The organism is Aeromonas sp. ASNIH8 (assembly GCF_002919855.1).
In the GTDB taxonomy this organism is placed as follows: domain Bacteria; phylum Pseudomonadota; class Gammaproteobacteria; order Enterobacterales; family Aeromonadaceae; genus Aeromonas; species Aeromonas caviae.
The window spans coordinates 17,266-29,845 of the sequence record NZ_PQLN01000063.1 but is presented as its reverse complement, the minus strand read 5'-3'; the positions used below and the strand labels follow the sequence as shown (position 1 = coordinate 29,845).

General features: G+C 65.3%; 14 protein-coding genes. 7 read left to right on the top strand and 7 right to left on the bottom strand.

Annotation, left to right across the window (positions count from 1 at the left end; genetic code table 11):
• A partial coding sequence (locus C3418_RS15965; protein ID WP_146054119.1) for an IS3 family transposase occupies positions 1-99 on the top strand: 99 nt, incomplete at its 5' end.
• A 58-nt stretch (positions 100-157) separates the two neighbouring features.
• Here C3418_RS15965 and C3418_RS15960 read toward each other — a convergent pair.
• Complete coding sequence (locus C3418_RS15960) at positions 158-628, bottom strand: Lrp/AsnC family transcriptional regulator (protein ID WP_010672715.1); 471 nt, start codon at positions 626-628, stop codon at positions 158-160.
• A gap of 149 nt (positions 629-777) precedes the next feature.
• Between C3418_RS15960 and C3418_RS15955 the strand changes: the two genes are divergently transcribed.
• The gene (locus tag C3418_RS15955; protein ID WP_103858874.1) at positions 778-1,296 is read left to right on the top strand and encodes a tyrosine-protein phosphatase; all 519 of its coding nucleotides are present in this window, start codon (positions 778-780) and stop codon (positions 1,294-1,296) included.
• A 6-nt stretch (positions 1,297-1,302) separates the two neighbouring features.
• On the opposite strand, the gene metA is transcribed toward C3418_RS15955, so the two are convergent.
• Entirely contained in the window at positions 1,303-2,250 is a 948-nt protein-coding gene (metA, locus tag C3418_RS15950; RefSeq protein ID WP_010672713.1) for a homoserine O-succinyltransferase, read from the bottom strand.
• Between the two features lie 144 nt (positions 2,251-2,394).
• Here metA and C3418_RS15945 point away from each other — a divergent pair, with 144 nt between their 5' ends.
• Positions 2,395-3,639, top strand: a complete 1,245-nt coding sequence (locus C3418_RS15945) for an HD-GYP domain-containing protein (protein WP_041212363.1) — start codon at positions 2,395-2,397, stop codon at positions 3,637-3,639.
• Between the two features lie 28 nt (positions 3,640-3,667).
• On the top strand, positions 3,668-4,843 hold the full coding sequence (locus tag C3418_RS15940; protein ID WP_103858873.1) for a CinA family nicotinamide mononucleotide deamidase-related protein: 1,176 nt from the start codon (positions 3,668-3,670) through the stop codon (positions 4,841-4,843).
• Here C3418_RS15940 and C3418_RS15935 read toward each other — a convergent pair.
• Entirely contained in the window at positions 4,840-5,355 is a 516-nt protein-coding gene (locus C3418_RS15935; protein WP_010672710.1) for a metal-dependent hydrolase, read from the bottom strand. The two genes, C3418_RS15940 and C3418_RS15935, sit on opposite strands and share 4 nt — an antisense overlap.
• Before the next feature lie 394 nt (positions 5,356-5,749).
• Here C3418_RS15935 and C3418_RS15925 point away from each other — a divergent pair, with 394 nt between their 5' ends.
• From C3418_RS15925 to C3418_RS15915, 3 genes are all read left to right on the top strand, one after another.
• Positions 5,750-7,414 carry a FapA family protein gene (locus C3418_RS15925; RefSeq protein ID WP_341769619.1) on the top strand — a complete coding sequence of 555 codons (1,665 nt, stop codon included), beginning with the start codon at positions 5,750-5,752 and terminating at the stop codon, positions 7,412-7,414.
• A gap of 113 nt (positions 7,415-7,527) precedes the next feature.
• On the top strand, positions 7,528-8,337 hold the full coding sequence (yidA, locus tag C3418_RS15920) for a sugar-phosphatase (protein WP_041214347.1): 810 nt from the start codon (positions 7,528-7,530) through the stop codon (positions 8,335-8,337).
• 363 nt (positions 8,338-8,700) lie between these two features.
• Positions 8,701-9,471: a gamma-glutamyl-gamma-aminobutyrate hydrolase family protein gene (locus C3418_RS15915; protein WP_039039802.1), complete on the top strand. Its 771-nt coding sequence runs from the start codon at positions 8,701-8,703 to the stop codon at positions 9,469-9,471.
• Positions 9,472-9,622: 151 nt separating this feature from the next.
• Here C3418_RS15915 and C3418_RS15910 read toward each other — a convergent pair whose 3' ends face one another.
• From C3418_RS15910 to C3418_RS15895, 4 genes are all read right to left on the bottom strand, one after another.
• Positions 9,623-10,027 (bottom strand): hypothetical protein, encoded by a 405-nt coding sequence (locus tag C3418_RS15910; RefSeq protein WP_103858871.1) that lies wholly within the window; start codon positions 10,025-10,027, stop codon positions 9,623-9,625.
• Between the two features lie 71 nt (positions 10,028-10,098).
• On the bottom strand, positions 10,099-10,809 hold the full coding sequence (locus C3418_RS15905) for an HAD-IA family hydrolase (RefSeq protein ID WP_103858870.1): 711 nt from the start codon (positions 10,807-10,809) through the stop codon (positions 10,099-10,101).
• Between the two features lie 95 nt (positions 10,810-10,904).
• Positions 10,905-11,882, bottom strand: a complete 978-nt coding sequence (xerC, locus tag C3418_RS15900) for a tyrosine recombinase XerC (RefSeq protein ID WP_049637244.1) — start codon at positions 11,880-11,882, stop codon at positions 10,905-10,907.
• Complete coding sequence (locus C3418_RS15895) at positions 11,875-12,555, bottom strand: DUF484 family protein (RefSeq protein ID WP_010672702.1); 681 nt, start codon at positions 12,553-12,555, stop codon at positions 11,875-11,877. Before C3418_RS15895 ends, xerC begins: the two co-directional genes overlap by 8 nt.
• Positions 12,556-12,580: the final 25 nt, after the last annotated feature.

Here is a 12,580-nt window from a genome sequence, read left to right as displayed (position 1 = left end):
GAATACATCCACTACTACAACCATGAACGGCTCAAAGTAAAACTAAACGGCCTGAGCCCGGTACAGTACCGAACTCAGGCCATGTCATCCGCCAGCTAACGTGTCCAATAAATGGGGTTCACTTCACTCGGGCGGTTTTTTCTTGCGGCTAGCCCCGTCAGGGGTGGGGGAAGCAGGGAAGCGAGCGGCTGAACCTGTGCTCGAACACCAGGGAGGTCTCGAGGTGCACCACCTCTTCCCGGGAGGTGAAGTGATCGAAGACGAAATTGCGCAGGTGTTCGGTATCGGAGACGCACAGGTGCACCAGGAAATCATCCTTGCCGCCCATGTGAAACAGGCTGATCACCTCGGGCAGGGCCAGGATGGCGTCGCGAAACGCATCGATGATCTGGCGGCTGTGACGGGCCAGTTGCAGGGAGACCATGGCCTGGATGTGACCGCCCAGGGCCTGGTAATCCACCTCGCAGTGCGCCCCCTTGAGCACGCCATCCTGCTGCAGCTTGCGCACCCGCTCCAGACAGGTGGACGGCGCCACCCCGACCAGGGCCGCCAAATCCTTGTTGGTCATGCCCGCATCGCGAAACAGATGGGCCAGGATGTCCAAGTCCAGTTGATCCAGGTTTCTCATCTTTACTCCTTGCATCGCTCGATTTTTTTAGACTCTGCCCGTAAACCGGGCCGAACACAACGCAGATTGACATCGCCTCCGGCCCCTCTATGCTGTGCCGCACCCGCGGGATGCCGATCCCGTTGATCCCGACCACCACGAGGAACCCCATGCTCAGTGCCCATCCCTTCTGGAGCCTGGACGTTCCACGGCTCGACGGCCAGCTCCTGCTCACCCCCTGCCCCGGCAGCCAGCAAGTCCCCATGGCCCATGCCCTTGCCCAGTTGCAGCTGGCCGGTGCCGGCGGGGTACTGACCCTGATGACGGAGGAGGAGCTGGCCCTGTGCGGGTCCCTCTCTCTCGGGCAGCTGGTGCAGGCCAGAGGCATGAGCTGGTTCCACCTGCCCATTGCGGATGACGAGGCACCGGATGCCGCCTTCGAACAGGCCTGGCCCAGGGTGCAACCCCGACTGCTCGCCCTGCTGCGCGAGGGACGGCACCTTGCCATTCACTGCCACGGCGGAAGCGGGCGTACCGGGCTGACGGCCGCCCTGCTGCTGATGACCCAGGGGTTGCCCCAGCAGGAGGCCATGACCCTCATCCGGGCCAGACGGCCACGGGCCTTCACCCTGGCCTGCCACCGTCACTGGCTCGATACCCGTGGGCGGCGGCTGGCCGGGGCGGACTGATGGGCTCTATCCCTTGGGCTGCTGGTAGGTAAACACCTTGCCGATGTCTTCCACCTTGTAGCTGGTCAACTGGTAGACGTAATAGTTGAGCCAGTTGGAAAACAGCAGGTGACCGTGGCTACGCCAGGTGGCGCGCGGGGTCTGGCTCGGGTCGTTGTTCGGGTAATAGTTGACCGGAATGACGGGGGTGAGCCCGGCCGCCAGATCCCGCCGGTATTCCCCATCCAGGGTCAGGGCGTCATATTCCGGATGGCCGGTGACGAACACCTGGCGACAATCCTTGGTGGCGGCCAGATAGACGCCCGCCTCTTCCGACTCGGCGAAGATCTGCAGATCGGTGTGGGCGCGGATGAGATCCCCGTCGAAGGCCGCATAGCGGGAGTGGGGCGCCACGAATTCGTCATCGAAGCCGCGCAGCAGCGCCTCGTGCTCGTCGAGGCGGTGGTGGCGATAGACCCCGGAGAGCTTCTCGCCGTGGGTCTGTTTCTCCATGCCGTACAAGGCTTTCAGCGCCGCCTGCACCGCCCAGCAGAGGAAGAGGGTGGAGGTGACATGCTGATGGGACCACTCGATGATCTCGACGATGCGGGGCCAATAGACCACCTCCTCGAACTCCACCAGCCCGAGCGGCGCCCCCGTGATGATCATGCCGTCGTAGTTGTTGCCTCTCACCTGCTCGAAGTCGTGATAGAAGTTCTCCAGGTGCGCCTGGGGCGTGTTTTTCGACTCCCGATCGTCGATACGCAACAGATCCACGTCCACCTGCAAGGGCGAGTTGGAGAGCATCCGCATCAGCTGGATCTCGGTTTCTATCTTCTTGGGCATCAGATTGAGGATGAGCACCCGCAGCGGGCGGATGTTCTGGGTGACGGCCCGGGATTCCGTCATCACGAAGATGTTCTCCTGCCCCAGCACTTCGGCGGCGGGCAACTGGTCCGGGATCTTGATCGGCATGCTGACTCCCTGTACTGCATCGGTAAATATGTCTGGACATCTAGAAGCCTATAATAAAGCGCTCCCGCTGTCATCAGATACCTTTTGTATTCACCCCGCCCTTTGACTAGCATACGGCTCAGTGTGTCCCTCGTGCCCAACCCCATGACAGGAATCAAGATCTCCGTAGAACGGCTGCAAGTCGGCAATTATGTCTCCCTGCCTTTGGGATGGCGTGAGCACCCGTTTCTGTTCTCCAGCTTCAAGCTCAAGAGCGAGGAGGAGATCGAGCTCATTCGTCGCCTTGGCCTCAAGCTGGTGACCATCATTCCCGACAAGAGCGACACGCCGCCCAAGCCCCTCGGACAGACCCAGTCCCAGGCGGATGAGGTTGAAGGAGAGGGTCTTGTCGCCCGCCAGGAGGAGATGCAGCAGGAGAAACTGCGGCGCATCGAGCAGTTGCAGCGCTATCGCCGCGACCTGCAGCAGTGCGAGAAACAATTCCGCCAATCCCTGGCCCAGGTGCGCAACCTCATGGGCAAGATCCAGTCCCGCCCCCTCAACGCCATCAGCGAGGCCCAGGAGCTGATCAACGCCATGACGGAGCAGCTCCTCTCGGTGGACGAGATGGTGCTGCACCTGGTCTCTGACAGCGATGATGGCAACAGCCTGCAGTTTCACTCCCTCAACGTCAGCGTGCTCAGCATGCTGCTCGCCCGGGAGTGCAAGTTGCCGGCCGAGGCAATCCGCCAGGTCGGCATGGGGGCCCTGTTCCACGACATCGGCAAGCTGAGGATCCCGAGCCAGATCCTGCGCAAGACGGAGCCGCTGACCAAGCCGGAGCAGAACCTGATGGCCCAGCATCCCCGCTACGGCCTGGAACTGCTGGGGCTGGTCAGCGATTTTCCGGAAGCGGCTAAGCAGATAGTGCAGAACCACCACGAGTACCTGGACGGCACCGGCCCCCAGGGGCTCAAGGGCGATCAGCTCGATCCCCTCACCCAGATCGTCTCCCTCATCAACGAGTACGACAACCTCTGCCACCTGGAGGCCAAGGTGCCCTACGCGGCCCTCGGCAGCCTCTACAAGCAGCGCAAGTCCCAGTTCAACGCCGATCACCTCGGCATGCTGATCCGGCTGATGGGGGTCTACCCCCCGGGTAGCGTGGTGCAGCTTTCCAACGGCCAGGTGGGGCTGGTGATGTCGGTCAACGCCTCCCGCCTGCTCTACCCCGCCGTGCTGGTATACGACCCCCGCATTCCGCGCCAGGAGGCAGCCATCATCGACCTCGACGCGGCCGGGCTGACCATCGCCAAGGTGATCCAGCCCAAACGCCTGCCCCCGGCGGTGTTCGAATACCTCAACCCCCGCACCCGGATCAGCTACTACTTCGAACACGGCAAGCCCTGAGAGGGCTGGCCCCACCCAAGGAGTCCCCATGCGCATCGAGATCATCAGCACAGGCGACGAGATAGTGACCGGCCTGGTGGTGGACACCAATGCCGCCTGGCTCAGCGCCCTCTTGCTGGAGCAGGGCTGGCAGGTGCGCCGCCGCGCCACCGTGGGGGACAACCTCGCGGATCTGACAGCCGTGCTGCAGGAGAGCGCCAACCGCGCCGAGGTGGTACTGGTGTGCGGGGGGCTCGGCCCCACGGCGGACGACCTCACCGCCCAGGCCGCGGCCGAAGCGTTTGACCAGCCCCTGACCCTGTTCCCGGACTGGCTCGCCACCATGGCCGAACGCTATGCCAGCCGGGGCCGCACCATGGCCCGGAGCAACACCAAGCAGGCCTGGCTGCCCCGGGACTGCGAGATCCTCGACAACCCGGTGGGCACCGCCTGCGGCTTTGTGGTCCGCCACCCGGCCAGCCACGGCCAGAGCCGGCTCTTCTTCACCCCGGGCGTGCCGTTCGAGTTCAAGCAGATGGTGCGCGAACAGATCATGCCCCGCCTCAAGACGCTGGCCGGTGAAGAGACCGACACCGAGCTGCGCCGTTTCTACACCTTCGGCGTCTCGGAGTCCGCCCTCAGCGACATGCTGGATGCGGCCCCCTGGCCTGCCGGCATCGAGCTGGGCTACCGCTCCTCCATGCCCCTCATCGAGCTCAAGCTCATCGGCCACGGTGCCAGCACCGCCGACATGGACGCCGCCGAGGCGAGGCTGCTTGCGGCCATCGCCCCCTGGCTGGTGGGGCGTGGCAACGAGGCGCCTGCCAGCCAGATCCTGGCCCTGCTGGGGGAGCGGTCGCTGCACCTGCAGGAAGGGGAGAGCCGGGGCGCCCTGCTGACCATGTGTCACGGGTACCCGGCCCTGACCGCCGGCTTCAGCCACACCCTGAGCGACGACCTCACTCAACTGGCGGTGCCCGCCGCCCCCCTGAGCCTCACCATAGGCCGTGCCGGGCCGGACGGCGTGCCGCTGCTGCTCTGCGCCGACGGGCAACTGCACGGCCAGACGCTCAGGGTCAGCCACCCGGATCCCGCGAGCGGTCGCCGGATCCTCGCCTTCGCCGCCCTCGACATGCTGCGCCGCCACCTGCTGGGGCTGCCGGTGCTCGCCGATTACCTCACCCTGACCCGAACGGCCACATGCCAGGAGGGCGCCCGGGGCTAGAAGTGAGCCAAACCTGCGCCGCCATGGACCCAGTACCCGGCGAGCGCCAGGGTCAGCAGGCAGAAGGCCCTCTCGTAACCCCCGCCGCTCTTGAGGGGCAGGCCGGGCAGGCGAAAGCGCCGACGCCAGGGCCAGAGCAGGGGAATGCCCATGGGGGTGAGCCAGTCCCCCAGCAGATGGCTGAGATAGCCCACGATGAGGGCATCCTTCACCGCCCCCGACAGCAACCAGGGGGCTTCCACCTGGGCCAGCCCCCAGACCCCCATCCCCACCGCCAGCAGGCTGTGGGTGAAGCCGCGATGGCCGAACAGCCGGGAGAGCGGCCCCGAGATCCAGGGCAGTTGCCGCCCGAGCAGGGAGCGGGGGTGATCGAGATCCGGCAGCAGGGCGCTCGCCAGGGCCATGGGGACGATGTGCCACAGGCTGGCATCGGCCAGGGCCGGAGTCAGTTCGACCTTGTGGGCAAGCAGGACGCAGGTGACGGAAAACAGCAGGTGGCCTTGGGCGGTCATGGGGCTCGTTCGGTTGGACAGAAAAAGGGGCTGATCGGTGGCGACCAGGGTCCTCGCCCTGGGGCGGCGGCAGATTAAAATCCTTCTCTTCCTGCCTGGCAAGGTGATTTGCATCGCCACCTTCAACGTGATGGACACTCTGGATAGCGAAAGCATAAAACGTCAGCATATTGCGCTAAAATACTGCAATGGAGCCCATGGCATGGCCGGCTCTGCCCCTCTCCCGTCAGCCGATTTTTCCTCAACCCGGCTCACCCATTTGCATTCAGATCGTTGACCCGGAAGGAAAAATACCCGAATACTGCGCGTTGGATCCGCCCCGGCGGCATTGGATGCCGGCAAGGAGAGGCCCCGGCATGGGGTAAACCGGACAGGGACAACGAAGGAGGGCCCGGTGTTAAGCAAAGCGTGGTTTCAGCTGTCGGCCGACATGAGCTATGTCTGCCTGCGCATCACCCCGGGCCTCACCGAGCCCATCCAGGAAAGCGACGTCCTGGCCCTGCTGCGACTCTCCAACTGCCGGCGCTACGAACCCCTCGGCGAGGGGATCCGTGAAGCCGTCACCTTGCTCAACGCCCTCATCGCAGAGCCGGATGCCCCCGCGCATCCGCCAGTCCCCATTGCCCGGCGCCAGGATGCCAGGCTGCTCATCCAAGTAGAGAAGGACCAGATGAGCGCCAGGGCGCAGATCACCGCGGACTGGGGCGGCCAGCCCCTGACCCTGGCCCGGTTGCAGGAGGCCCTGGCGGCCAGCACGGTCAAGCAGGGGGTGAGCGAGCGACTCCTTGCCGCCGCCATCCAGGCAGCGGGTGAGGCGGCACCCGGTGCCCAGCTCAATCCCGTCATCGCCCTCGGCAAGGCCGCCAGGCACGGCCTGGATACCCGCCTGGAGCGGCTGGTGGAGACCGCAGCCGAGCGGATCCTCAAACCCCAGGAGCGGGATCACGGCAAGGTGGACATGCGCGACCTCGGCACCCTGCTCACCGTCAAGGCGGGGGCGTTGCTGATGCGCAGGCACCCCGCCACCCAGGGCATCGACGGCTTCACCGTGACGGGCCAGACCCTGACCGCCCGCCACGGCAAGGAGAGCCCCATGACGCCGGGTGACGGCACCTGCCTCTCCCCCGAGGACCCGGACCTGCTGCTGGCGACCCGCCCGGGGCTCCCCTGTCAGGAGCGTGCCGGGATGCGGGTCGACGAGGTACTCAACGTCAAGCAGGTCGACATCCGCCACGGTCACGTCGAGTTCGAGGGATCCCTGCTGGTCACCGGGGACGTCATGCCCGGCATGCGCGTCAAGACCAGCGGTGACGTGGTGATCGGCGGCTTCGTCGAGGGCGGCTACATCGAATCCGGCGGCACCATCACGGTGCGCAACGGCATCATAGGGCGCAAGCTGGCGGACGACGAATACCTCTGCCACCTCAACGCCGGAGGGGAGATCCACGCCAGCTATGCCCAGTACGCCAGGCTGGAGGCCGATGGCGACATCCATATCCTGAGCCAGCTCAGCCACTGCTATTGCCGCAGCGGCCAGGATCTCAAGGTGGGGGACAGCGCCATGCGCAAGGGGCACCTCATCGGCGGCATCAACATCGCCAACCGGCTCATCATGGCCCCGGTGCTCGGAGCCTCGGCGGCCAACCGGACCCGGTTGCAGATCCTCGGTGGCTATTTCAGCCAGAAGGAGCAGGAGCTGGCGCTGCGCCAGCGCAAACAGACCTGCGCCGAGCAGATAGACAAGCTGCAGGATCTCATCCTGCGGCTGCTGCAACTGCCCCGTGACAAGCGCAATCCCGAGACCCTGCAGAAGATCAAGGCGCTGCGCACCCGCCAGTTCGACGAGAGCAAGAGCCTGGACGAGCAGCTCGCCGAGGCGCAGCGGGAGCTGCAGGCGCTCATGGCCAACATGGACATCATCGCCACCCAGCGCCTCTTCCCCGGCGTCGAGGTGGAGATGGCCCATCACCACAACAGGGTCGACATCGAGCACGGCCCCATCCACTTCGCCATCCGGGAAGATCAGCTGCAACTGACCCCCTACCAGGGCCAGCGCTGAGGGGCAACGTGCCCCCGCGTCGGCAGGCGGCGTGATCCCGGCGGCGATTTTCGCTACACTCGGCCTCCCCATGGCCCCATCGGGCGGGCCGGCCAGACTCAGGTAGTGAGAAGATGTACAAGCTGATCGCATTGGATATGGATGGCACCCTGCTGACCCCAGAGGGCCGAATCTCCCCCCGCACCCAGGCCGCCATCGCGGCAGCCCGCGCCAGGGGCGTGACCGTGGTGCTGGCCTCCGGCCGCCCGCTGGAAGGCATGACCGCCGCCCTGACCGAGCTGGGCCTCACCGGCCAGGATGACTACGTCATCTGCTACAACGGCGCCCTGGTGCAGCAGGTGTCCGAGCAACGCATCATCCGCAGCCAGTTGCTGACCGGCAGCGATGCCCGTGCCATCGCCCACCTGGCCTGTGAGCTGGGGGTGAACATCCACGGCTTCTCCGTCCGCCAGGGGCTCATCAGCCCCAGGATCAGCCCCTACACCGAGCACGAATCCCGCCTCATCGGTCAACCCATCAACCTGGTGGACTTCGCCACCCTGCCCGACGACGAGCAGATCATGAAGGTGATGATGATTGACCCAGAGCCCCTGCTCTCCCGTGCCATCGCCCAGCTGCCCGCCGAACTCCACGAGCGCTATACCGTGGTGCGCAGCGCCCCCTACTTCCTCGAGTTCATGAACAAGCGCAGCAACAAGGGCACCGGCGTCGCCGCCCTGGCCGAGCACCTGGGGCTGGATGCCTCCCAGGTGATCGCGGTGGGGGATGCGGGCAACGATCACCACATGATCGCCTACGCCGGACTCGGGGTCGCCATGGGCAACGCCACCGACGAGATCAAGGCGCTGGCACAGCACACCACGGGGCGCAACGATGAAGACGGGGTCGCCCAGGTGATCGAACGTTTCATCCTGAACGCCTGAGTCGACAAGGGGCCCTGCGGGCCCCTTCTGCTATCCGGCCGCCCGGCCAGATGTTTAATATATCCACCATCAAATCTCTCGCCGCACCAGGCATCCCCCCTCAAGCCCCTTTAAATGGGACTCGCAGCCGCATCTCGACATCAACGGTTAACATAATTGCATCATTTTGTTTGACATATTGAACGGCCTTGGCAGACTGGAGGCAGGATCCAGGCTGTCGTTGCCAAGGCTGACCGACGATTCTGGCACGCTGGCGCGACCCTGATCCCACGACCATGCCTTGAGGCATGCCCTTGCGAGCCGAGGCGGCAAGGGCCTTCCCAAGGCGCAGGATGAGACCGCCAAGGATAGCCAAGGTGACCTATGCCCAACCCCAGTGCCCATAACAAACCCGTCGTGCTGATGACCATGGGGGCCCAGGCCCGCAGTGGCCACGCCTACCAGGTCATGACCCACAAATACATCAAGCCTCTGGTGGAGATCAGCGGCTGCGTGCCACTGCTGGTGCCCACCTGTTGTGGCACCGAGGATCTGGAGCAGTATCTGGACCTCGCCGACGGGGTCTATCTGAGCGGTGCCGGATCCAACATCGATCCTGCCCTCTATGGCCAGGAGAACCTCACCCCGGAGAAGCCCCAGGACAGAGACAGGGATCTGTTCGATATTCCCCTGGTGCGCGCCGCCCTCGACCGTGGCCTGCCGATCCTCGGGATCTGCCGCGGCATGCAGGAGATCAACGTGGCCCTGGGAGGCGACATTCACCAGAAGGTCTATTGCGAGCCGGGTTATGACGATCATCGGGAGGATGCGGATGACCCGGTGGACGAGCAGTATGGCGAGAGCCATCAGGTCGAGCTGGTGCCCGGCACCTGGCTGGCCGAGCTGATGGGGCAGCCGTCGATTCCGGTCAACTCCCTCCATGGGCAGGGGATCAAGACGCTGGCCAAGGGGCTGGCCCCCCTGGCCCATGCCGAAGACGGGCTGATCGAGGCGATCCACGCTCCCGCCCTCTCCCCCTTCCTGCTGGCGGTGCAGTGGCACCCGGAGTGGAAAGCCAGCGAGAACCCCCACTCCATCAAGCTGTTCACCGCCTTTGGCGACGCCTGCCGCCGGTTCAGGCAGCAGGTCGGCTAGTCGCCGACCCCTTGCCCTTGAGCCTGGGCAGGGCCTCGTACATCGGGGGCTGCCCAGAGGCATCCGACGTGACGGGCCTGTGACCCCCCCACGCCATCAAGCTGCCCACTGCCTTCGGCGACGCCTCCTGCCCGTTCAGGCAGCAGACGGGCTAGTCGCCGAATCCCTTGCCCTTGAGCTTGGGCAGGGCTCCGCGATCAGGGCGCAGGGTTCGGCAGACATCCAGCCCCTTGAGGCCCCGCTGGATATGGTCCGGGGCCTGCCCGAGCACCATGCCGTTGCCGCGATAGAGACGGGCATCCTCCAGCTCGAACAGCTCGCCGCCGATGAGCAGTTGCTCCCGGCCATTCACCACCTTGCCCCGTTTCAGGGGCAGGGTCATGTCCACCTGGATCTCTCCGGTGGCACACCCCTCGCGCCAGCGCGCCTCGTCGGAAAACGGGGAGATGGCGATCTCCCGCCAGGATCCGTCCCTGAACTCCATCCGGTAACGGTCTTGCACCAGATCGCATCCCGCCAGCATCATGGGGATCGCCAGCCAGATGACACCCTTCATTCCCTTCACGCCCTTGCTCCCTTGTTGTTATTGCCAGATATAGATCACGGAATCTGTCCCTCATCCCCAGCTCAGAGCAGCAGGGTGGCCAGATCCTGCAACTGCCCCAGCTCCACATCCGGCAGCAGCGACAGCGACTGCCAGGACTGACCGCTCTCGTTGAGCCAGGCGGCCCGAAAGCCGCGCAGCCTGGCCCCCAGCACGTCGGTCACCGGGTGATCCCCCACATGAAGGATGCGGCCGGGGGCCAGCCCCAGGGCCTCTTGCACCTGCACGAACATGTCGGGCGCCGGTTTCATTCTGGCTCCCGCTCCCGCCTTGCAGACCAGGGTGAAGTAGCCAGCCAGACCCGCCTGCTCCAGATCCAGGTTGCCGTTGGTGATCACCGCCAGCGGGTAGCGCGCCGCCAGACGAGCCAGCAGGGCGTGAGTCGCCTCGCTCACCTCTATCTTCGAGCGCTCGGCCATGAAGCCGGTGAACACCGCCCGAGCCTGCTGCTCCGCCAGCCCGGGCTCCATGCCCCCCTGCACCAGGGCCTCGCGAATACCACGCTGGCGCGCCAGGCTGACGTCGTGGCTAAGCGCCGGGTGGTCCAGCAGCAACTGGCGCTTGAGCGCGAGCCAGCGCGGCTTGTCCAGCATGGCGGTAGCCAGGTATTCGCTGCGCAGGTGGTCCAGCATCCACTGTTCCGCCCGCGCGATGGCGGGGCCGTTGTCATAGAGGGTGTCGTCCAGATCGAACGAGATGGCGGCCACCGGCTGCCAGCGACGGTAAAACTGCATGGCTGTTCCTCTTTACTCCTCATCCTCTGGCGTTGCGGGCTCCCGCCTGACCGGGGCGACGTGGAGATTGTCATCCCCGCAGATCGCACACCACATCACTCATCCTCCGGCGTTTCCGGATCCCGCTTCGCCCGCGGGTGGGCACTGTCATATACCTTGGCCAGATGCTGGAAGTCGAGGTGGGTATAGATCTGGGTGGTGGAGAGATCCGCATGCCCCAGCAGCTCCTGCACCGCCCGCAGGTCGCCGGAGGATTCCAGCATGTGGGTGGCGAAGCTGTGGCGCAGCTTGTGGGGGTGCACGTGGGCATTGAGAGCCTGCTTGTTGCCCCAGCCGTCGAGCCGCTCCTGTACCGAGCGGGCCGAGAGCCGCTGCCTGCGCTTGGAGACGAACAATGCCTCCCCCTCGTCACCGGCCAGCAGGGGGCGTACCTTGAGCCACTTGTGCAACCACTCCACCGCCATCCGCCCGATGGGCAGCACCCGCTCCCGCGAGCCCTTGCCGATCACCCTGAGCTGGCGCTCCTCGAGCTTCACGTCCGCGAGGTTGAGCCCCACCAGCTCGGCAAGGCGCAGGCCGGAGGAGTACATCAACTCCATGATGGCGCGATCCCGCACCGCCAGCGGATCCTGCTCGTCGGTGATGTTGAGCAGCTGGTACATCTCGTCCACGTCCAGGTTCTTGGGCAGGGGCCGCCCCTGCTTGGGGGTGACGATGCCCCGCGCCGGGTTGGCGGTGAGCCGCCCCTGGCGCACCTGCCAGTCGCAGAAGCTGCGCAGGGCCGACACCTTGGTGGCAAGGGAACGGGGCGCCAACCCCCCCTTGTGCATCCGGGTCACCAGGCTGCGCACCTGGCTCGCCTCGAGCCGGGCCCAGTCGTCGACCCCGAGCTTCACCAGCTCGGCGGTCATGGCTTCCAGATGCGCCTGATAGTTGCTGCGGGTGTGGGGGCTGAGCTGGCGCTCGACCCGCAGGTATTCGATAAAGGCGTCCAGCTCCCCCGCCAGTGCGACCGGCAGAGGGTCGGCGGCAGGGAGCACCTTGGCAGGGGATCGGGTCGTTGCCTTAGCCACGGGCCAGCTCGGGCAGACGCAGCTGCAGCAGACGCCCCAGCTGACCCAGCAGCAGGGTGTCGTTGTGGGGGGTGAAGTGGCTGGGATCCGAGCTCGCGAAGGCCAGCACGCCGAGCTCCCCGAGCCGCATCAGGGCCACCGAGTTGACCAGCACATCATTGCCAAACAGCGCCTGCTTCTCGCTCTGGTTGAGGCGACCGAAATAGTAGTCCGTGCCGGGCAGGCGCTGCCCCAGCAGTTGCTCGAGCTGTTTGCCCTGCGCCAGGAAACGCTGCTCGGGGCCGCTCAGCTGGAAATGCCTGGGATTGAGCCAGAGCCGCAAGCCGGTGAGTCGCAGCCGCTGGACGAAGGCCTTGCCCATCACGGCGCTCAGCTCGAACAGGGTCTGGCAGCCGTAGATCTCCCCGTAGAGATCCGCATAGACCCGGAAGATCCGCTCGTTCTCGCTGGCGACCCCCATCAGTTCGGTGATCTCCTGCTCCAGCTGCTCGATGCGCTCCCGCTGTCTGTCCAGCTGGCGCTCCACCAGGGAGATGGTGCCCTTTTGCGCATGGGGAATGCGGATCTTGTCCAGCATGGCACCGTGACGCAGGAAAAACTCGGGATAACGGGCCAGGTACTCCAGCACTGTGGCTTCATCCACCAGTGATTCCTGCCGTTTGAGTTCGCTCATAACTTGGTTGATCCATCCGAAAAAG